Below are 20,010 nucleotides of genomic sequence, written 5' to 3'. Positions count from 1 at the left end.
TGTTAGCGTCCCCAACGTGCTTTGGCCATTGCAGATTCTTTTGCTAATATATTTCTACCATAACGATAAACCATTTCACTTGATGCCCAGCGACCCGCTTGCTGAACTTCGAGAATAGAATAGCCAGCACTTAATAGATCCTGACAAGCTCCAACTCGAGCACTGTGCCCAGACCATGGTGCTATTTCATGAGTTAAATTTATATTTTTTGTACATAAATCATTAAAGGCACGTTTAAAAACCCTGTCGACAGTGTAACGAGAAATAGGACCGTTGTGTTGTGCTGGCTTGCCATTTCGTGTCATTTTCTTAAATAGAAAATTAGACTTATTCACCGTATGAGACAAATAATTATTTATAATTTTAACACATTGTCGACTCAACATGACGGTATCGGGATCACCAGATATATTTGTTTTTGTGAAAGGAATAAGCAAAGTCGCACGACCATCTGATTGATAACTTATATGCGCTAACTCAATTCGTGCTAACTCACTTTCACGCATCATCGTTTCATACGCCGTTACCATTATCGCTAAATTTCTATATTGCAAAGGTGTTCCAGATCCAATCCACAAATCAATTAGCGCATCACAGTGTGAACTGCGAAATGGACTTGCTTGTGTGACAAGTTCGCTTGATCTGATTTTTTGTTTTCTGATCCCGCCCACTACATCAATTGATTTTTGAGTATGACAGGGTGAAGGTAATCCGGCAGCTAAGTGAATTTTACTTACGGCCCAGCGATATTGGCTTAAGGTATTCATTTTTACCGCTGACTTTCTATCATTCATGTAGTCGACAAATGTGGTCGCCGATGCTGGTAGTGAAGTACATTGATGTTTGTGACACCACAATTCAAAACTTTGCCAATAGATAAACAATGTCTTAATGGTGTTATCTGATAAACCGCTATCATTTTTCGCAAAGTCTGCCAGTAAATGTTTAATGAGTAATCGTACTAAATCTTGATCAACCAGATCTGAGGATAAAGCCAACTGTGATTTGAGGCGTTTTTCAAGTAAACTACGTGTGTCTAACAGTGATTCTTGAATTGATGTTGGTGCGATGGATTGCGGTAAATCGCCATAAGATGGCGTCAGTTCAGTATTATTTTTCACAACATGCACCATTTGAATTTTGATTATCATGGTAAAAAGACAATAATTCATCAATGACCTCATCAAGGCTAGTAAAACCTTGAGTCGTCTTAACATGGTGAAGCTTGCTAAGTAGTGAAGACGAGATCTCTGGTCTTGCTTTACGCTTCCGTTTTGCTTGTTGACTAAATTTTTGCTTCATGTGTCGCCAGCCCTCATCAGAAAAAATGCGGCTTAGTTCTTGGTTTAAGGTGTTCATTTCATGTATTGATATACCTTCACCTTCAATTTCACATTGTTTAATCGTTCTAAGTAAACGTAAAAAATAGGATTGATGGGATTGATATTCTGTAGAACTTGCAAAAGGTTTATACCATGACGGATTATCTGAAATGTTAATGTTTGATAACCATGTTTTTAATAAATCAGCAGAAATTTTTATCTCTGTGATTGATAACATTCTGAGGTTATAACCTCGCCCAGTACGTCCGTTATCATAAATCCATTTAGGCGGAGTGTAATTGTCATCTTGTTCTACTCTTTCTTGTGTTATTAACAATTCTATTCCTATATCTCATACTATTATTTTGCCAAGCACTCAATCATGGTGACACCATAAAAAATACAATAGCCTCATCGGGCATTATGTCTTTATGCAACATAACTCTAATTATGTTGCATAAAGAGCAGTTTATCAATAGTCTATTTAAACTGTGTCACCATAAAAAAATGCTTTGGGTTTAGTGAGAGGATAAGTTGGTTATATTTACTTTGCGGTAGCTTGAAAAACATCCAATAAAGGTAATATAGATGCTGTAGATGAGTTCATTTTCGAGGATATCGCTAGGATGCTCATTAAATGTTATTTAATCGTTAATTTTGAAAATTAACGTTTGACAGCTTTATTTATCAAGTAGATACTTAATTTTTAGCCTGTATGCCGTAATTAATATGACCAATAGAGCTACCCTGAATTCGTATATAAAAACCAACCACTTGCAACTGGCAGAGGCCCTTTCTGAGCTAGCCACTTTTGTCTGTGACAATATGATTAATATTTGTATGTACACGTTGCCCGCCAATAAAATAGGTGAAGAAAATACCACTCCTAGCAATATTAAAGTCATGGAAGAGCTTACGCAAATAACCGAGCAGACAAAGCGTTATGCTCGGCAAGCAATAACTCAACTGAAAATTGACGCATTCAATGAAAATACCTATTTAGCAAAGCGTTTTCCTGGATTAATTGTTTTACCTAAAAAATCGAAAGATGAATTCATCGAGTTAAACAATGAAGTTAACCAACGTCGAGTCATTTTTAGTGATTCGATTAAAGTGGGTTTTGCGAAACGACAACTCATCCATGAAAACTTACATGAACTTATCCCTAATCTAGTACTTCTTAGTGCCGTCAGAAAAATGAAATATATGGATACAATCGTCGATGAAATATCATCTGTTAATTTTTATTGGCGCGCTAAAAAAATGCAACATCACGTCAAACATGATGTTGCCGCTGATATTTTAAAATCCAGCATCAATGCAAAAAACTTCGAATGCTTTGGTTTAAATAAAGAAGAACTCATAGCCCGTTACGAAAAAGAAAGAGAATTAATGAGTCGAGTTTCTTCAAGTGCAAAAATAACTGAAATAAGATTTGCACGAGTTCAACCTTTAATCGATATATGGTGTAAGAATACTGGTGATACACGCAGCAAACGAATGTTAAGCACTAATGCTACATTGCCTATAATATTGTTTAATACACCTGTAACTATTAATGCGTTAAAGAACTATCAATATCGTGAGCCTACACCGATTAAACATCCGGTGCTCATACCTCGTAAACATTGGTATGTGATCAATTAATATTAATGAGACAATAATTAATTTACTTATTTTAAAACAATGGTATAACAAGTTAAGCAATATGGGCTAACTTGATCTAAAACAATGTATTTTACGCGATATGCGCCATTATTAATGGTATAAAATGAGTAAGGGACAAAAATATGAAAGAATATAAAAATCTGTTAGTTGTCATTGATCCAACCAGTGATCCACAACCCGCACTCGCAAGAGCAATTGAGCTCGCCACCCACAATCAAGCGAGCATAACTGTATTCCTTTCCATTTATGATTTTTCTTATGAAATGACCTCGATTTTATCAGGCCAAGAGCGTGAATCCATGAGAAAAGGCGTCATTGCTCAACGACAAGCCTGGCTTGATGAGGTGCTAGAGCAGTATGCTTGTCCAGAGATCAGCATTAAAAGTGAAGTCATTTGGCACAACCGCCCCTTTGAGAGTATTATTCAGCATGCTATTTCTGGCAATTTTGATCTCATTATCAAAGGGACCCATGAGCATGATAAACTCAAGTCGGTTATTTTTACCCCAACAGATTGGCATTTGATGCGTAAATCCCCTGCCCCAGTGTTGTTAGTTAAAGAACATGACTGGCCTGTAGCAGGTAAAATATTATGTGCTATTAATGTTGGATCAGAGGATAAAGATCATCTTACACTCAATCATAAAATTATTGAGTGTGCAAAAGCGCTTGCTAAACAGTTTGATGCTCAAGTTCATCTTGTCAACGGTTACCCAGGTACGCCGATTAATCTTGCTATCGAATTGCCCGATTTTGATGCTCATGCTTATAGTCAAACAATTAGGCTCCAACATGAGCAAAGGGTATTCGATCTCGCCTTAACATTGGGCATTAGTCAAGATTGCTGTCATATAAAAGAAGGTTTACCTGAAGATGTGATCCCCGATCTTGCTATGCAATTAGATGCGGAATTGGTCATTTTAGGCACCGTAGGCAGAACTGGATTTTCTGCAGCATTGATAGGAAATACAGCAGAACATGTGATCGATAGCATTAACTGTGATTTATTAGCCATTAAGCCTGACGGGTATAAATCTCCTTTAGAACAAAGTTAAGCTGATAACTCAGCTTTTTAACACTGTAGTTTTAGGATATACTACGCGCCCATAATTCAAGTGTTATTAGGCGCGTTTTTATGTCGACCGGTCAAACAACTCAGCAAATCACTCGCATAAAAAAACTTCAAAAGAAGATTAAAAGCGAAGTCGGTAAGGCCATCTCTGATTATAATATGATTGAAGAAGGTGATCGGATCATGTGCTGCCTTTCTGGCGGAAAAGATAGTTATGTCATGCTGGATATACTACTGGACTTACAACAACGAGCCCCCATAAAATTTGAGATTGTGGCCGTTAATTTAGATCAAAAACAGCCTGGTTTTCCTGAACACATTCTTCCTGCTTACCTCGATAACTTGGGTGTCGCTTATCATATCTTAGAAAAAGACACTTATTCAATCGTTAAAGATAAAATCCCCGAAGGTCAAAAAACCTGTTCTCTATGCTCTCGATTACGTCGTGGGACCTTATATGGCTTTGCACAAAAAATAGGGGCAACAAAAATTGCTTTGGGGCATCATAGGGATGACATTATTGAAACCCTGTTCTTGAATATGTTTTTTGCGGGTAAACAAAAAGCCATGCCACCTAAGCTACTCTCAGATGATGGCGCAAATATAGTGATCCGTCCCTTGGCTTATTCTCGTGAGAAAGAAATTGCCGAATATGCTGAATTAAAATCATTTCCTATTATTCCATGTAATTTATGTGGTTCTCAAGAAAATTTAAAGCGAGCTTCAGTTAAAGACATGCTTAATCAATGGGATATTGAACACCCTGGACGGATAGAGTCTATTTTTACGGCGATGCAAAATACATCACCTTCACAAGGGGTAGACAGAGAACAGTTTGATTTTAGGTCGTTAACTCGTGATCCTAATGCGCCATTAAAAGGGGAAGTGGCAGAATCGGTGCTCCCAGCCTTCGACTTTGTCGATGTGTCAAACAATGGCCATATTGATCTCGATGCGGCCAGTAGCATTAAAAGAGTAAAAGATGAGCATAAAATAGCAGTGGTGAATACCTATACACCTTAATGTCTAATTAGAAACCAAAAAATAGTTTTTTGGTTTCTAATTCAATTTAGTCACCATTTGTCCAAGGGCTTATAACCTTAGGTTTTAACGATAGTTTAAGGTTGGTTAAGGTTAAAATTTGCGCTCGACTAAGCCTCAACTTACCAGAAACAGACTGTACAACACCATCAATGTTAACCGTAACATCACTGTCAGCTTCGAATAAAAAACTCACACCTGCAATATCGGTTGTGAAATAACGCATAGGGAACCCCTGCATTTCACTCAGCATGGCATTCATTTCAGCTTGGATCTCAACAATATCACCGTGTGTATACTCCATTTTGGTTTGTTTTGCTCTGACTTGCATCGCAATATTACAATGTTTCGTTTCACCTTGAATATCTAAATTAATCAAAGCTCTATCAGATTTTAATTTTTCATCAAAGGGTAAAAATAGTCGTTGTTCTTTAGTAATGATTAAAGGAAATGATTCTTTTTCAGTGCTAATATTACCACTTTGTATTCGGCACTTTTCTTTATTTGGTACCGAAAAAACCAGCTCTACCTGTGAATAATGTCCCTTATTGACCTGTTTTAATCTTTGGTAAAAACCTTGGTACTCTAATGATATCGGAATAGCTTGCACTGAAGAACAAACGATGATTAAACAACTAAACAGAAGGTTTCTTTTCATTATTTCCTACCAAGTATTGCTGATTATGACGTAACATTTCTAAAAGCTCATCAATGTACGCTTCTTGTCGTTCTGAATAATTGACTAACCCATATACGAGTTTATCAGCGCTGGGTTCTTTATTTTCCGCGCGCATGTCTGCACGAATTGAACGAAATAATGCATAGGCAGCATTAGAATTCAAATTTTTCATATATGAGGCAACAGAATCTTCAACTGAGTCATACACGGCAACCTCATGCGACATGCCAGCGGTTCTTGATTGTGGTACTAAACCACACCCTTTTTTAAAACACCATTGACCAAAAAAGTTAAACCCTTCCTTAGCAAACCTTGAACTGCCCCACCCCGTTTCATTAGCTGCTTGAATAAGCACCATTGACTCTGGAATGATATCAGTTCTTATCAACAATGTTTCAATCGTGGCAATATTGATAATGCGAGGCGTGTATTTGTATTTGGTCGCGATTTCTTCGATATGATAATTCTCTGCCTCCGTCAGCGCCAAGCCGTTGTTTAGGTGCTGCAATGAGTCTTGTAAAAATTGGCGTTCTTCTTTTATTATCCCATTTTGAAGCCGGATCCACGGACGTAAATACTCAAAGAATGCTTTCTTTTTATCACTCACAAGCGAAATAGAAGCAAAATCTGGGATTAAGCTAAGCGGCTGCTTATTTTCAACGAGTTGCCCTAATTGTTGATCTTTTTTATCTTCTTTTACAACAAAATTAAGCGTTAATATAATAAAGACAAGTATAACAACACTTACCGATACGGTTAATTGACCCACTCTTCCTGTTTTCATTCGCACCTCAAATCAAATTATTGGTTCAGATTATAAGCCATATTTCACTTTCGACAAAACATCTGTTTGAATAACTATTCTAGGTTATAATCGGTGATGATTGATCCCTGGGTGTTAGCAAGGAAAACCCTGATGCAAGATAATGCACTAAACAAATTTGATAATGTCGTCGCCATTGGCGGTGGTCATGGACTAGGAAGAGTACTGTCAACGCTTTCCTTCCTTGGACCTAAATTAACAGGTATTGTTGCGACAACGGATAATGGAGGCTCAACAGGCAGACTTAGACAACAGCAAGACTGCATTGCATGGGGTGATCTGCGTAATTGCTTATCACAATTGGCAAGCAATCCCTCAATTGGCTCTTTATTATTTGAATATCGCTTTACAGGCGAAAATGAATTATCTGGTCACAATCTAGGTAACTTAATGCTACTTGCATTAGATCAACTGTGTGTCAGACCATTAGAAGCTGTCAATATAATACGCCAATTTCTTAACATCGAAACCCGCGTTATCCCCATGTCAGAAGAGCCTACGCATCTCGTGGCTATTGAAGCTTGTGGTAATAAAGTCTTTGGTGAGATGAATGTAGATGAAATGTCGGAACACCCCATTGCGCTGTCATTAGAGCCAATGGTCACAGCCACCTGTGAAGCTTGTGATGCCGTACGTGAAGCCGATCTTGTGATCCTAGGACCAGGCAGCTTTTTAACCAGTGTCATGCCACCACTTTTGTTACCAAAATTTGCAGATGCCTTGGCTAATTCTAGTGCAGAAGTGGTGTTAATTGATAATTTAACCCGAGAGCCATCCTCTGCTGCAGATTTTTCGTTAACGCAAAAAGTCGACTGGTGCCATCAGATCCTCGGCATCAAATTAATCGACAAAATACTGGCTCATTCTGAAGAGAGTTACCAATGCGGTAACATTCTCTATCGTCCTTTAGTCAGTCAACATCATATTGGTCTACATGATCGAAAAGCACTTGCAAAAGCACTGGCATGTATTGTTTCAGATTTTTAAATTGATCATTAAAAAACCCAAAGAATCACTATATGCTTTGGGTTTATCAACTGAATAAGCGCTTTGACGTAAAAGCTGATTACAGTACGCTGGCGATTGCTTTACAAATCACAGGCATATTATCTTTCGTCATACCCGCAACACTTATCCGGCCTGAGCCTACGATATAAACGGCATGCTCATCTTTAAGCTGAGAGACTTGCGCTTTAGAAAGACCTGAGAAACTAAACATCCCATTTTGTCTTGAGATAAAACTAAAATCTTGTGTGACTCCCTCCTCTTTTAACGTCGCCACAAAAAGCGTTCTCATTTTAGCGATACGCTCACGCATTTCCGTCAGCTCAGCTTTCCACATGGTTTTTAACTCTGCATCAGCTAAAATGGTGCTAACAATTAACGCGCCATGTGCCGGCGGATTTGAATAGTTTCCTCGAATAGTACTTTTTACTTGGCTAAAGGCTTTAATGGCAGAAGCCTGAGTATCAGCCACAATTGTCACCGCACCTATACGTTCATTGTATAAGCCAAAGTTTTTAGAAAAGGAGTTTGCAATTAACAGCTCTGGAACAGTATTAGCCACAATCCTCAATCCGTTAGCATCTTCATCGACACCAGCACCAAAACCTTGATAGGCAAAATCAAATAAGGGAATTAATGCTTGTTTCAAACAAAGATCAGCAATGATATGCCATTGTGCTTCGGTTAAATCGATCCCAGTAGGGTTATGACAACAGCCGTGAAGTAGCACCAGATCGCCCGCTTTAGCAGTGGTAAGATCAGCGACCATAGCATCGAAATCTTTATCATGAGTGTCGGCTTTATAATAGCGATACTCTTTAATTTCAAGCGAAGCCGATTGGAAGATATTTTTATGATTTGCCCAAGTAGGTGAGCTAACCCAAATGGTTTTCGATTGGGTATTACGGACCAAAAACTCTGCCGCTATACGTAGCGATCCTGTGCCACCAGGCGCTTGTGCAGTTAACGCTCTTTTATGCTTAACAACGGGGTGATCGGCACCAAAAAGCAACGCTTGAACTGCCTGATTATAGGCTTGAACGCCATCAATTCCCAAATAATTTTTACTTTTTTCAGTGGTAAGTAATCGCTGCTCAGCTAATTTAACAGACTCTAAAATAGGGGTTAATCCTGCCTCATTTTTATATATCCCAACACCTAGATTGACCTTTTCAGATCTCGTGTCTGCTTTAAATTCATCCGTTAAACCTAAAATGGGATCGGCTGGTGCAAGTTCAACCTGAGTAAATATCATGACTGCTTTCCTAAAGTATTTGAATGTAGGGGCTGATACTAGAATGATCCAGACAGATTACATTCTGTCTATTGAGATTTCTTAAGTATTGTACTCTTTATACCACTGTAAGGAGCTAAGAGGTAGTGAGATTTTATACTAGTAGAAAAAATAGTTTTTAGGCGGGATCATAAGACATAAATCGATAGATTATAACAAAAAAGCCCTGACGTATGTCAGGGCTTAAATGATGGTACCCGAGGCCGGACTTGAACCGGCACGCTTATTCAGCGAGGGATTTTAAATCCCTTGTGTCTACCGATTCCACCACTCGGGCAAACTCGTTGATATTGACAATACGTATTATCGGTAGTTAATACTGTTTTCTCTAACGAGAGAAAACTCATCAATATCTAAATATGGAGGCGCGACCCGGAGTCGAACCGAGATGGACGGATTTGCAATCCGCAGCATAGCCATTCTGCCATCGCGCCAACTCATTGTTTAATTTGGAGCGACATATCGGGTTCGAACCGATGACCTATACCTTGGCAAGGTATCGCTCTACCAACTGAGCTAATGTCGCATAATCTCTAGACAATCATTATCTGTAAATATCAATAAAGGTCACATCTTCATTCTTTATCAACTGAGTTAATGATATCAATCTTACTGTTCTGACAAGGTTTGTTTAATCTCTTTGCCTTGACTTCGGGATGGGATTCTACCGATTTGAGCTGCAGAGTCAATCCTGAAAACGAGATTAAAAGCGATTTTTTATCTAACTGATGTTAAAACAAACCAAAGCCTTATTTTTTGAACAATTTACTCATGTTTTAATATTATCTTAATCAAATTCATCCATAAAAATGAAAAAGCTCCAGCCTTTATTATGGGCTGGAGCTTCTTTCATCATAACGTGTAATACTCTTAAACCAGAGGCAAAGATTGATAATTAAGTCCGAGCATCTTTTGCATGACTCCCACCACTTGGCAACTATAGCCAAACTCATTGTCATACCAGACGTAAAGAATAGCACGCTTATCGTTAGCAATTGTCGCCTGTGAATCAATCACACCAGCATAACGTGAACCAACAAGATCGGATGATACAATTTCGGTTGATTCAGTAAAGTCCACTTGGTTTTGCAGATCTGAATGGAGTGCGATATTTCGTAGGTAATCGTTCATCTCTTCTTTATTGGTTTCATGATGTAAATTCAAACTAATGATCGCCATTGACACATTCGGTGTCGGTACTCTAATGGCATTGCCCGTTAACTTACCTTCAAGCACCGGTAGGGCTTTAGATACCGCTTTAGCAGCACCGGTTTCGGTGATCACCATGTTCAATGGTGCACTGCGTCCTCTGCGATCCGCACTGTGATAGTTATCGATAAGATTTTGATCATTGGTATAAGAATGAATCGTCTCTACGTGCCCATTTTCAATGCCGTATTTATCGTTAACTGCTTTTAATACCGGTGTGATGGCATTAGTCGTACAGCTCGCAGCAGAAACAATAGTATCTTCAGGTAAAATATCTGACTCATTAACGCCATAAACAATGTTTTTAATACTGCCTTTAGCAGGGGCAGTAAGTAGCACCTTAGTCGCGCCTGTAGACTTAAGGTGTAAACCTAATCCATCTTCATCTTTCCAGATCCCAGTATTATCAACAACGAGGGCATCATTGATACCATGGCTTGTATAATCAATTTCGTCTGGTGAATTGGCATAAATCACCTGAATATACGTACCATTAGCGATAATGGCATTATTTTCCTCATCAACTTCAACAGAGCCATTAAAAGGACCATGAACAGAGTCCCTTCTGAGTAAACTTGCTCGTTTTTCAAGGTCGCCTTTACGCCCACCACGTAACACGATTGCGCGTAAACGTAATTTATTACTGACCCCGGTTCTCTCTATCAATAAACGAGCTAGTAAGCGACCTATTCGACCAAAACCATAAAGTACAACGTCTCTCGGCTTCTCTTGATCATTATGATCAATGGCAGTAGCAAGCTCTTGACTCATGTATGCTTCAATGCCATTGACATCAGCATTCTCACGCCAATACTTAATCGCAAGCTTACCAATATCCACTTTACACTGTTTTACTGCTAACTTACTTAAAGCTTCAACAAAAGGAAAACTTTCACGCAGCCTAAGTTTGTAACCGACATGCTTACTTACTAAACGGTGTGATTTGATGATTTCTATCGTAGAGGCATTCAGTAGAGGCTTACCGTATAAAACGACCTCAACACCTTGATTACGATATAATTTACCAAGAAGAGGTTGCATAGCCTCCGCCATTTCGAAACGTTCTTGCCAGCTTTGTAGGTGTTTATCAGCGCTCATTACAGATCCTTTATCTCACGATATCTACTTTTATTTCGCAGAAATGATTGAGTAACAAAAAAAAAAGACCAATACTTTAATTATTAATCGGGTATCCCCCATTATGGTCGGCGCCATTGTAATGAAAAGTGGGCTTTCAAGCCAGCAAGATATTAACGGTTAAAATGTAATTTTATTAGCATAAAATCTGTTTTGGAGCTTATTTTGAGTCTAAATGTAGTAATATTTACATCATTTTACAGCATTATTATTATTTCGGTCCTACTTGGCTGCGATACCGCAGTAAATAGCAGCAGTATCTGTAAAAAAAATCCTGACATTTGTGACGACTTACACCAAGACAGTTGGTGTCGGATAGAAAAATCTGACTTAATTGGCAGTAGATTAATAACTAAACATGAACAACCTACGTCAGGAAAAGCCCTCTATTCACAACTAATCCATTTAGAAAAATACAATAAATGCATTGAGCTTGCCTCCGGCGTAAAGCACATTCTCGCGCCTAAAAGAACCAATGATAGAGTAAGAGCATTTGGGCTCAGCTCACAAAGTTTGGCAGAACTCCAAGTCTTGACTAAGGAGAGCCACAATGTTCATCTCGCCTTTTACCATTGGATGCGTTTTAATGATCAAATTGCCAAAAACAAAGTACTGCATGCAATGCAATTAAATTTGATCGATGATATTAACATACTCGCCAATATCGCTTCCCATTTTCAAAAATACGATCTAAACAAAGCAAAAGCCACTTATTTAGATGTCTTAAATCGAAGCTCTCAAGATAACTTTAAACCCGAATGGTTACTTGGTTTAGCCAATACTTATCAAAAATTAGATAATGCAGCCTTCACGTATCTTCTATCTAGGGCCAATATTCTCATGACCGACAATCAAGTATCAGAAAAAAAAATGCTCATGATCATTGATGGGGATACTACACTTCAAGCTTCTCTAGACATACAAGCGAAAAACTTAGCTGATGCACTTGGAGAGGGCCATTACCCATCCAGTGAAATTAAGCGTATTTTAGAAAAAGAATAAGCCTCTCACTTTTGTGACTACGAACAAAACTGCCCAAAACGGGGTTGTGACAACATACTAGGGACTGTGTATCTTTAGAGCTTGAATTTTGCTCAATATCAATGGATTTAATGTAAGGCGTCGGGTGATGAAGCGTAATCGGTTCAGTAAAAATCCCGCAACACTGCAATAAAGCCATCGGGATGAACGCGGTACCTTGTCACTTGTTGGTGTAGAATAACTAACCTACACAAGTTTCACCTTGTATAAAATATCAGCATGAAAACCATAAAAGATAAACAGACCCTAGACAGTTCATGTAAAAAAATGACCATAAAAGCGTAATAATCATGATGAACACGAAAAAAACACCGAGATATCGGATATAGCTTGACAGTAGTTGTCAGTTTGGTAATTTTACTACTAGAAGTTATTTTTACACTTACCTGAGGGATATGAGATGTCTATCCGAGTTGCTATTAACGGCTATGGCCGTATTGGACGAAATATTTTACGAGCACTGTATGAAAGTGAAAAAAATTACCCGATCCAGATTGTCGCTATCAACGATCTTGGTGACGCCTCAATCAATGCTCATCTAACCAAGTACGACTCTGTTCATGGTCGTTTCAACGCAAAAGTTGAACACGATGATGAAGCTATCTATGTTAATCAAGATAAAATCCTGACGTTTTCTCAACGAGATCCCTCAAAGCTACCCTGGAAAGCGTTACAAGTTGATGTAGTTTTTGAATGCACAGGCATGTTTACCTCAAAAGACGCTGTTCAACCTCACTTAGACGCAGGGGCTAAGAAAGTGTTGATATCAGCACCCGGAAAAAATGTTGATGCTACTGTCGTTTATGGCGTCAACAACCACGTCATCACAGCAGATATGACGGTTGTCTCTAATGCTTCTTGTACGACCAACTGCTTAGCCCCAATTGCTAAACCTTTAAACGATATGATTGGCATTGAATCAGGGTTAATGACGACCATCCATGCCTACACCAATGATCAGCGTCTTTCTGATGTTTATCATACGGATCTTCGTCGAGCTCGAGCAGCCGCCATGTCAATGATCCCCACACAAACTGGCGCTGCAGCAGCAGTAGGCCTTGTGGTACCAGAACTGGCAGGTAAATTTGACGGTTTAGCCGTACGTGTACCTACGGTCAACGTCTCATTGGTGGATTTATCTTTTATCGCATCTCGTGATACAACGGTTGAAGAAATCAATGCCATTATCAAAAATGCCGCCGCATCCGCCCCAATGAGTGAAGTATTGGCTGTTAATGAAGAACCATTAGTGTCTATCGATTTCAATCATAATCCCTTTTCATCTAACTTCGATGCCACTCAGACTCGTGTAAAAGGTCGTTTAGTGAAAGTAATGTCTTGGTATGACAATGAGTGGGGCTTCAGCAATCGTATGCTAGATAATGCAATCGCACTGATGACTGCCAAGTAATGAACTAACTCAACAAAATCAGTCACTATTTTAGTGACTGATTTTTATCTCTTAACTGACAATCCCACAAATTTCACTTCTTTTTTGTGGCAAAGTTCAACATGATATGACTGGATATCATCCCCCGCCCTCAGCCTAAATCATGCCTAATCACACTGAATAAACTGTTATTTATTATCACTGATATTAATCACCTCACTTATCTTTATCACTCATCGATATTAATGCTTACTTATCATGCAAACGACATACATATTTACATAATGGATGTGTAACATTGGCGCGTTTGAATTAACATACTCTATGATAAAAGGAACTTTCACTAAATAAAAACAAATAAATAGACTTAAGCTATTGAATAAAAACAACATAGACTTAAGTAAGAGGATGTGTACGTGGCGACCAAAAAACAAATAATACTCCCTATAGTTGTATTACTAATCGGTGCTGGTGGTTTTTTAGCCATATCCGCACTAAAAAAACCATTAGAAGAAAAACCCCAGATAGATAACACTCCTTTAGTGGCTATCAAGCCAGTTGAAATGGCACCTATGACTTTTTCGGTCGGATCATACGGAATAGTCAAGCCTAAATATGAAACTGAACTCGTCGCTCAAGTCAATGGCGAGATCATATTTTTATCTAACAACTTTGTCTCAGGCGGGTTTGTCAGTAAAGGGGATATCATTGCTAGAATAGACCCCAGTGACTATGACGCTGATCTCATTGATGCAAAAGCAAACTTAGCCTCAGCCAAGGCGGCGTTAGTTCAAGAACGCGCTCAAGGAAAAGTCGCTGAGGAAGAATGGAAAAACATTAAAGATGGCTTACCCACCGAACTGAGTTTACGTAAACCACAACTTGCCCATGAAATCGCAAAACTCAATTCATCTGAAGCGGGGTTAAAACGAGCGCTACGCAACGTTGAGCGAACCATCATTAGGGCGCCTTACGACGCATTGATTGGCAGTAGAGACGTTGGGTTAGGCTCTTATGTCAGTCAAGGCAGTGCTGTAGGCAAAGTGTTAAGCACAGCACAAGCAGAGATACGGCTCCCCTTAGCCGATAAAGAACTTCGATACCTCACCCATAAAGGAAAAGGGGCAATGGTCGAAATGAGTGCCACTGTGGGGGGTAAAAATCAACAGTGGCCAGGCCGTATTGTTCGCAGCGAGGGAGTCATTGACAGTACCAGTCGTATGACTTATCTAGTGGCTGAAGTCGCAGACCCATATGGCCTTAAAGATAATAATAATGAGTTAAGGTATGGTACCTACGTGACAGCCAAAATCACCGGTAATAACGCCGGGGAAGTCACCGTGTTGCCAAGGCATCTCATCGTAGATGGGAAAATTGCAGTATTAGATAAAGAGAATAAACTCAGGTATAAACCAGTCACAGTGATCCGTCAATCTGGTGCAAATGTTGTCATTTCAGCGGGATTAGAGCAGGGAATGAATATCATCACATCTGCATTAGATTACCCTATCGAAGGCATGCAGCTGGCGCTTCCTAATGAGACAATATTGCAGCAAGATGGCTCAGAAGAAAAAGAGACTCAACTTGCAATGGAAGAGAAGGAATAAGCCATGTCTGAGTCTATCAATCCCCACTCATCATCAACATTATCCCATGACGACGTCAATAGCGGCATCATCGCTTGGTTTGCTCGTAATAGCGTTGCCGCTAATTTATTAATGATCATTATCATTGTAGGGGGCTTACTAACCGCAAATACCATCCGAAAGCAGTTTTTCCCACAAGTGGATATTAACTGGATTGAATTTAATGCTTCCTACCCTGGTGCAGCTCCTCAAGAAGTTGAAGAAGGGATCACCATTAAAATTGAAGAAGCATTAGAAAGCGTTCAAGGCCTTAAACGTGTGATAACTTATTCAAATCGAGGCCAAGCATCAGGGTATTTTCGAATAGAAGACTCCTACGATCCACAAGTTGTACTGGATGAAATAAAATCTGAAATCGATTCCATTTCTAGCTTTCCAGACGGTATGGAGCTGCCTAAGGTTGAGCGTATTAAGTTGCGACAAGAAGTGCTATACATAAGCTTATATGGTGATATAACGCACCGACAGCTCAAAGAATTAGGCGAAAATATTCACGATGAGTTGATGCAATTACCTTCAGTGAATATTACAGACTTCTATGGCGGTCTGGATTATGAAATTGCCATTGAAGTGAGTAAAGATAAATTACGTGAATTTGGCCTGAATTTTAACGACGTCGCTAAAGCGGTACAAGGCTTTTCACGCAACATGTCTGCAGGACAAATACGTGCAGAAACGGGTTACATCAATTTGCGAGTCCAAAATCAAGCGTATGTCGGATATGAATTTGAAAATTTACCGTTAATTACCTTAAAAGATGGTACCAATGTCTTATTGGGAGATATTGCGACTGTCATTGATGGATTCGAGGAAGGCATTCAATACTCTAAGTTCAATGGCAAAAACTCAGTGACTTTTTTTGTCGGGGCTGCAAACGATCAAAGCATGACTGATGTCGCTGATATCGTGAAAAAGTACGTTGCCAAAAAACAGAACATCTTACCTGAAGGGTTGAAACTTGAAACCTGGGTAGATATGTCCTATTACCTCGAAGGTCGGTTAGATCTCATGCTAGATAGCATGAAAAGTGGGGCTATTTTAGTCTTTATCATGTTGGCACTTTTCCTACGTGTGCGATTAGCATTTTGGGTCATGATGGGATTACCAGTTTGCTTCCTCGGTGCCTTGCTATTGATGCCGATGCCCATGTTAGATGTCACCGTCAATGTGATCAGTCTGTTTGCCTTTATATTGGTCCTTGGTATTGTGGTCGATGACGCCATTGTCATGGGAGAGAGTGCCTATGATGAATGTGACAAAAATGGTCAGAGTTTAGACAATGTCATACGCGGGGTAAAGAAAGTTGCTATACCAGCCACGTTTGGTGTATTAACCACTATCGCCGCTTTTACACCTTTAACCCTTAGTGATGGACCCACCTCAGCTTTTGGTAAAGCAATAGGCACTGTCGTTATTTTATGCCTTATTTTTTCATTGGTAGAGTCAAAGCTGATTTTGCCTGCCCACTTAGCAAGAATGAAACAAAAAACCATCGTCAAACCAGGCTCAAAGAACCCATTAGATTGGCTCAGAAATATTATCAATGCTATCCAAGATAGAGTCGATCGTACTCTGCACCTGTTTATTAACTCTGTCTATCGCCCTGCCCTCAAAAAAGCAGTTAAATATCATTATACCACCATCATGGTCTTTATCAGTTTTATGCTTATCTGTGCAGGCCTTTATGCAGGTGGTCTCGTTCGCTTTATCGGTCAACCCAAGATCCCCCATGACTTCCCACAAATCGAAATAGAGATGAATGTCGACGCCTCAGAAAAAGCCACGTTAACGGCGGCATTAGCGATCAAAAGAGCGATTTATGATGTCGATAAACAACTTGAAGAGCAATATGATCAGGCCATGGTCTCTGACATGCAAGTCGAACTTGGAGGCCGCACCTCAGCGAAAGTCATGACTAAACTGGTGGATCCAGAGATAAGACCTCTGAACACTTTTCAATTAGCTGAACTTTGGCGTCAGGCTATACCACAGATCCCAGGAATAAAATCATTTGAAATTCAAGATAATCTCTTCGACGGGGGGCGTGATGATGGCGATATTAGCTTCCGCTTGGAAAGCAAGAACGAAGCGCAATTACTTGCTGCGTCCCTCGCGTTAAAAAACAAGCTAAATACCTTCAAAGGCGTTAGTGATATCAACGACAGCCGCCAATCTAGTGTGAAGGAATTACAATTTCAACTCAAACCGCAAGCCTATGGTTTAGGACTTACATTAGCTGATATTGCCTCTCAGGTCAGTAATAGCTTCTATGGTCTTGAAGCACAAAGAATTTTGCGTAACGGGACTGAAATAAAAGTCATGCTCAGATACCCAGAATCACAACGAAACTCCATCGCTCAGGTCTCTGATGTATTGATAGTCACGCCCCAAGGCGTTGAAGTTCCTCTGTCTGACGTCGTCAATGTCACTGTCACACAAGGAGTCAGTTATATTCGCCGTGAAAATGGCAATCGCACCATCAATGTCTGGGCCTCTGTCGATGCCGCCCAAGCGGAGCCATTCAAACTCGCTCAAGATATTCGCGATGACTTTATACCGCAATTATTAACACTCTATCCTAAAGTAAAAAGTGAAGTGTCGGGTAATATCCAAGAACAAATTGACAGCACGAAGACACAATTAAGAGACTTTATTATCTCCTTATTGATCATATACAGTTTGTTGGCCATACCGCTTAAATCTTACTCTCAACCTATGATGATCATGGCAGTGATCCCATTTGGTATTATAGGCTCTGTTATGGGTCATATGATCATGGGAATAGATCTCAGCGCATTGTCACTCTTTGGCATCATCGCAGCAGCCGGAGTCGTCATCAATGACTCTCTGGTGATGGTGGATCATATTAACAAATCAAGGGAAGCGGGGATCGTAATGAAAACAGCAGTGATTGAAGCGGGGTGTCGACGCTTTAGAGCCATTATGTTGACATCACTCACCACTTTCATCGGCTTAATGCCAATCATGACAGAGACCAGTATGCAAGCCAAAATGGTGATCCCTATGGCGACCTCCCTCGCCTTCGGTGTGCTGTTTGCAACCGTGGTCACCTTAATACTGATGCCTTGTTTATACTTAGCAATTGAAGATATAAAGAAGCTCATCGGCAGTAAACCTCGTGTTCCAGCGCAATTAAATAAGGACACTAATGGCAAAGAAGTTGAATTAATTGCGTAAATAATGAAGTTCAATTAAGACATTAAGTAAAATCAATAAGACCCCCTTGCATTATTGCAAGGGGGTCTTAAGCTGAAACGAACAATGGGAAAGCGACCTAACGCCGCTGTTGAAGCAGATTATCCTTCATTGTATGGTATGCTTGAGCGAATCAATTTCAATGGTGAGTCTCAACCAGTCCCATTAATAAATGTTAGTAATAAATTTATCAACTTCTGAGTAAAACGTAGCAGGGTTATGTTGTACCCAGTGGTTTGCCCCCTCAAACGAAACATTATTTAACGTAGCAATAAATGCCATCGCACGATCACACCCTCTTAGACTTTGCGTCCCCCAGAAGTAAACTTTAGGGATAGACAAGTTTTCATATATTTTCCCCCAACCGATAACACCGCGCATATCTTGAGTCGCATGTTGGGCATAGATTTCACTAGCAGTCTGACCAAGAACTGTGGGCTCACACCGTCTAACTGACGACAGGTATTTGATACCGGCTCCGTGGCTCCAAGACATAGCAAAACGAGTTGAAAAACCGTCACCTTTGATCCATTCTGAAAACTCGTCACAACTTAATTCTGAATATTTTTCGGCAATAATCTGAGATAAAATGATATTTTCTTCATGCAATCCACCTTCAGCATTAAGCAAACCACGCACTATACCTTTCGTATCGTATTGACAAACTAAGGTCGATGTATCGCCCCCCAAGAGTGCCATAAGAGAAAGCATTTGTGTATGTTTAATTGCTCAAGAGCTGTTAATATACGTTTTGCTTGAGTTTCTGTTGAGTGGGATATCACTGAAGCAGGAGAATAACCATAACCACATAAATCAAACATTATCAGGTTGTAATTCGGCAGCCAATCCAATGCGTCCGCAAAACAGAGATGCGATTCGCCCAGCCCATGAATTAGCACTAACGTTTCTTGAGACTCATCAATATCAGTAGACAAGCAATAAAGCTTATCAGCATCGATGTCTAGCCACTTTTCAACAAGCACATTACCCTCTCACTTCTTACAGCTTAATTAAACGTTATCATAACTAAATTAGCACGAAACGAAAGGGATAATTAATATGTTTCCTAAAATGTTGAGCAGAACAAAAACAATCCACTATCTTGGATAGTCTTGATAATTTCTTTTCTGGTGGCCTTGTTAACACCTTAATTTCTACTCGGAAGCATAAACTCGTGCCCAGTTAGTTCCGATGATATTTCATCAATGAATTGTGCTGTTGCCGAACTGACAAATTCAGATAGGAGCCAGTTGTGTTGACAATCGAAATGCTTAGAAAGCTTGTCCGGTGTATATCGAGATATTTCTGATAGTTTATGCATGGCAGCAATACCTTTAACATATTCTCGTGGTTAGAATATGTCTGTAATACTGATGGGGAGTCTTAAGCGTTCTGCTAGATAAATCACAGATAAAGCCAAATCGAAGAGATCGTTTGCTTGAAATAACGGGTGTATGCGGCAGTGGC

At 39.6% G+C, this 20,010-nt stretch carries 17 protein-coding genes and 3 tRNA genes; 8 read left to right on the top strand and 12 right to left on the bottom strand.

Features of this window, described 5'->3' with window-relative positions; all coding sequences use genetic code 11:
- Positions 1-2: 2 nt before the first annotated feature.
- Together HQQ94_RS22585 and HQQ94_RS12605 are read right to left on the bottom strand one after the other, a co-directional pair.
- Positions 3-1,121, bottom strand: a complete 1,119-nt coding sequence (locus tag HQQ94_RS22585) for a tyrosine-type recombinase/integrase (protein ID WP_173294753.1) — start codon at positions 1,119-1,121, stop codon at positions 3-5.
- Positions 1,111-1,659, bottom strand: coding sequence for a hypothetical protein (locus HQQ94_RS12605; RefSeq protein WP_173294752.1), 549 nt, complete (start codon positions 1,657-1,659; stop codon positions 1,111-1,113). The genes HQQ94_RS22585 and HQQ94_RS12605 overlap by 11 nt, the downstream gene beginning before the upstream one ends.
- Before the next feature lie 392 nt (positions 1,660-2,051).
- On the opposite strand from HQQ94_RS12605, the gene HQQ94_RS12600 reads away from it, so the two are divergent.
- From HQQ94_RS12600 to ttcA, 3 genes are all read left to right on the top strand, one after another.
- Entirely contained in the window at positions 2,052-2,969 is a 918-nt protein-coding gene (locus tag HQQ94_RS12600) for a DNA replication terminus site-binding protein (protein ID WP_173294751.1), read from the top strand.
- Between the two features lie 143 nt (positions 2,970-3,112).
- Positions 3,113-4,045: a universal stress protein UspE gene (gene uspE, locus HQQ94_RS12595; RefSeq protein WP_173294750.1), complete on the top strand. Its 933-nt coding sequence runs from the start codon at positions 3,113-3,115 to the stop codon at positions 4,043-4,045.
- Positions 4,046-4,125: 80 nt separating this feature from the next.
- On the top strand, positions 4,126-5,085 hold the full coding sequence (gene ttcA / locus HQQ94_RS12590; protein ID WP_173294749.1) for a tRNA 2-thiocytidine(32) synthetase TtcA: 960 nt from the start codon (positions 4,126-4,128) through the stop codon (positions 5,083-5,085).
- A 46-nt stretch (positions 5,086-5,131) separates the two neighbouring features.
- Here ttcA and HQQ94_RS12585 read toward each other — a convergent pair whose 3' ends face one another.
- Positions 5,132-5,761, bottom strand: coding sequence for a DUF2987 domain-containing protein (locus HQQ94_RS12585; protein WP_173294748.1), 630 nt, complete (start codon positions 5,759-5,761; stop codon positions 5,132-5,134).
- Positions 5,739-6,566 carry a glucosaminidase domain-containing protein gene (locus tag HQQ94_RS12580; protein WP_173294747.1) on the bottom strand — a complete coding sequence of 276 codons (828 nt, stop codon included), beginning with the start codon at positions 6,564-6,566 and terminating at the stop codon, positions 5,739-5,741. Before HQQ94_RS12580 ends, HQQ94_RS12585 begins: the two co-directional genes overlap by 23 nt.
- 132 nt (positions 6,567-6,698) lie before the next feature.
- Here HQQ94_RS12580 and yvcK point away from each other — a divergent pair, with 132 nt between their 5' ends.
- Positions 6,699-7,592, top strand: coding sequence for a uridine diphosphate-N-acetylglucosamine-binding protein YvcK (gene yvcK, locus HQQ94_RS12575; RefSeq protein WP_173294746.1), 894 nt, complete (start codon positions 6,699-6,701; stop codon positions 7,590-7,592).
- 79 nt (positions 7,593-7,671) lie between these two features.
- Here the strand turns inward: yvcK and HQQ94_RS12570 are convergent, their stop codons facing one another.
- The 5 genes from HQQ94_RS12570 to HQQ94_RS12550 all read right to left on the bottom strand — a co-directional run bounded on the left by HQQ94_RS12570 (position 7,672) and on the right by HQQ94_RS12550 (position 11,211).
- Entirely contained in the window at positions 7,672-8,865 is a 1,194-nt protein-coding gene (locus tag HQQ94_RS12570; RefSeq protein ID WP_173294745.1) for an amino acid aminotransferase, read from the bottom strand.
- Between the two features lie 230 nt (positions 8,866-9,095).
- Positions 9,096-9,181 (bottom strand) — tRNA-Leu (locus tag HQQ94_RS12565).
- An 83-nt stretch (positions 9,182-9,264) separates the two neighbouring features.
- Positions 9,265-9,338: transfer RNA gene (locus tag HQQ94_RS12560), tRNA-Cys, on the bottom strand.
- Positions 9,339-9,354: 16 nt separating this feature from the next.
- A tRNA-Gly gene (locus tag HQQ94_RS12555) sits at positions 9,355-9,430 on the bottom strand.
- Positions 9,431-9,774: 344 nt separating this feature from the next.
- Entirely contained in the window at positions 9,775-11,211 is a 1,437-nt protein-coding gene (locus HQQ94_RS12550; RefSeq protein ID WP_173294744.1) for a glyceraldehyde-3-phosphate dehydrogenase, read from the bottom strand.
- A 204-nt stretch (positions 11,212-11,415) separates the two neighbouring features.
- Between HQQ94_RS12550 and HQQ94_RS12545 the strand changes: the two genes are divergently transcribed.
- From HQQ94_RS12545 to HQQ94_RS12530, 4 genes are all read left to right on the top strand, one after another.
- Entirely contained in the window at positions 11,416-12,252 is an 837-nt protein-coding gene (locus tag HQQ94_RS12545; protein WP_173294743.1) for a DUF2989 domain-containing protein, read from the top strand.
- 439 nt (positions 12,253-12,691) lie between these two features.
- Positions 12,692-13,702 (top strand): type I glyceraldehyde-3-phosphate dehydrogenase, encoded by a 1,011-nt coding sequence (gene gap, locus HQQ94_RS12540; RefSeq protein WP_173294742.1) that lies wholly within the window; start codon positions 12,692-12,694, stop codon positions 13,700-13,702.
- Positions 13,703-14,097: 395 nt separating this feature from the next.
- The gene (locus tag HQQ94_RS12535) at positions 14,098-15,288 is read left to right on the top strand and encodes an efflux RND transporter periplasmic adaptor subunit (RefSeq protein ID WP_173294741.1); all 1,191 of its coding nucleotides are present in this window, start codon (positions 14,098-14,100) and stop codon (positions 15,286-15,288) included.
- Between the two features lie 3 nt (positions 15,289-15,291).
- Positions 15,292-18,525: an efflux RND transporter permease subunit gene (locus HQQ94_RS12530; RefSeq protein WP_173294740.1), complete on the top strand. Its 3,234-nt coding sequence runs from the start codon at positions 15,292-15,294 to the stop codon at positions 18,523-18,525.
- A gap of 183 nt (positions 18,526-18,708) precedes the next feature.
- On the opposite strand, the gene HQQ94_RS12525 is transcribed toward HQQ94_RS12530, so the two are convergent.
- From HQQ94_RS12525 to HQQ94_RS23090, 3 genes are all read right to left on the bottom strand, one after another.
- Positions 18,709-19,242, bottom strand: coding sequence for a hypothetical protein (locus HQQ94_RS12525; protein ID WP_217274035.1), 534 nt, complete (start codon positions 19,240-19,242; stop codon positions 18,709-18,711).
- Positions 19,209-19,526: an alpha/beta fold hydrolase gene (locus tag HQQ94_RS22990; protein ID WP_217274034.1), complete on the bottom strand. Its 318-nt coding sequence runs from the start codon at positions 19,524-19,526 to the stop codon at positions 19,209-19,211. Before HQQ94_RS22990 ends, HQQ94_RS12525 begins: the two co-directional genes overlap by 34 nt.
- Before the next feature lie 164 nt (positions 19,527-19,690).
- Positions 19,691-19,864, bottom strand: coding sequence for a YaaC family protein (locus HQQ94_RS23090; protein WP_173294739.1), 174 nt, complete (start codon positions 19,862-19,864; stop codon positions 19,691-19,693).
- Between the last annotated feature and the right edge of the window lie 146 nt (positions 19,865-20,010).

The sequence above is a fragment of the Shewanella sp. VB17 genome, from assembly GCF_013248905.1.
Classification (GTDB): Bacteria; Pseudomonadota; Gammaproteobacteria; order Enterobacterales; family Shewanellaceae; genus Shewanella.
This window is presented reverse-complemented; position numbering and strand designations above follow the sequence as displayed.

Bases quoted from the DNA above. Each gene is read 5' to 3' on its own strand.
- HQQ94_RS12600 (WP_173294751.1), top strand. From the start codon at position 2,052: ATGACCAATAGAGCTACCCTGAATTCGTATATAAAAACCAACCACTTG.
- uspE (WP_173294750.1), top strand. From the start codon at position 3,113: ATGAAAGAATATAAAAATCTGTTAGTTGTCATTGATCCAACCAGTGAT.
- ttcA (WP_173294749.1), top strand. From the start codon at position 4,126: ATGTCGACCGGTCAAACAACTCAGCAAATCACTCGCATAAAAAAACTT.
- HQQ94_RS12585 (WP_173294748.1), bottom strand. From the start codon at position 5,761: ATGAAAAGAAACCTTCTGTTTAGTTGTTTAATCATCGTTTGTTCTTCA.
- HQQ94_RS12580 (WP_173294747.1), bottom strand. From the start codon at position 6,566: ATGAAAACAGGAAGAGTGGGTCAATTAACCGTATCGGTAAGTGTTGTT.
- yvcK (WP_173294746.1), top strand. From the start codon at position 6,699: ATGCAAGATAATGCACTAAACAAATTTGATAATGTCGTCGCCATTGGC.
- HQQ94_RS12570 (WP_173294745.1), bottom strand. From the start codon at position 8,865: ATGATATTTACTCAGGTTGAACTTGCACCAGCCGATCCCATTTTAGGT.
- HQQ94_RS12550 (WP_173294744.1), bottom strand. From the start codon at position 11,211: ATGAGCGCTGATAAACACCTACAAAGCTGGCAAGAACGTTTCGAAATG.
- gap (WP_173294742.1), top strand. From the start codon at position 12,692: ATGTCTATCCGAGTTGCTATTAACGGCTATGGCCGTATTGGACGAAAT.
- HQQ94_RS12530 (WP_173294740.1), top strand. From the start codon at position 15,292: ATGTCTGAGTCTATCAATCCCCACTCATCATCAACATTATCCCATGAC.
- HQQ94_RS12525 (WP_217274035.1), bottom strand. From the start codon at position 19,242: ATGGCACTCTTGGGGGGCGATACATCGACCTTAGTTTGTCAATACGAT.
- HQQ94_RS23090 (WP_173294739.1), bottom strand. From the start codon at position 19,864: ATGCATAAACTATCAGAAATATCTCGATATACACCGGACAAGCTTTCT.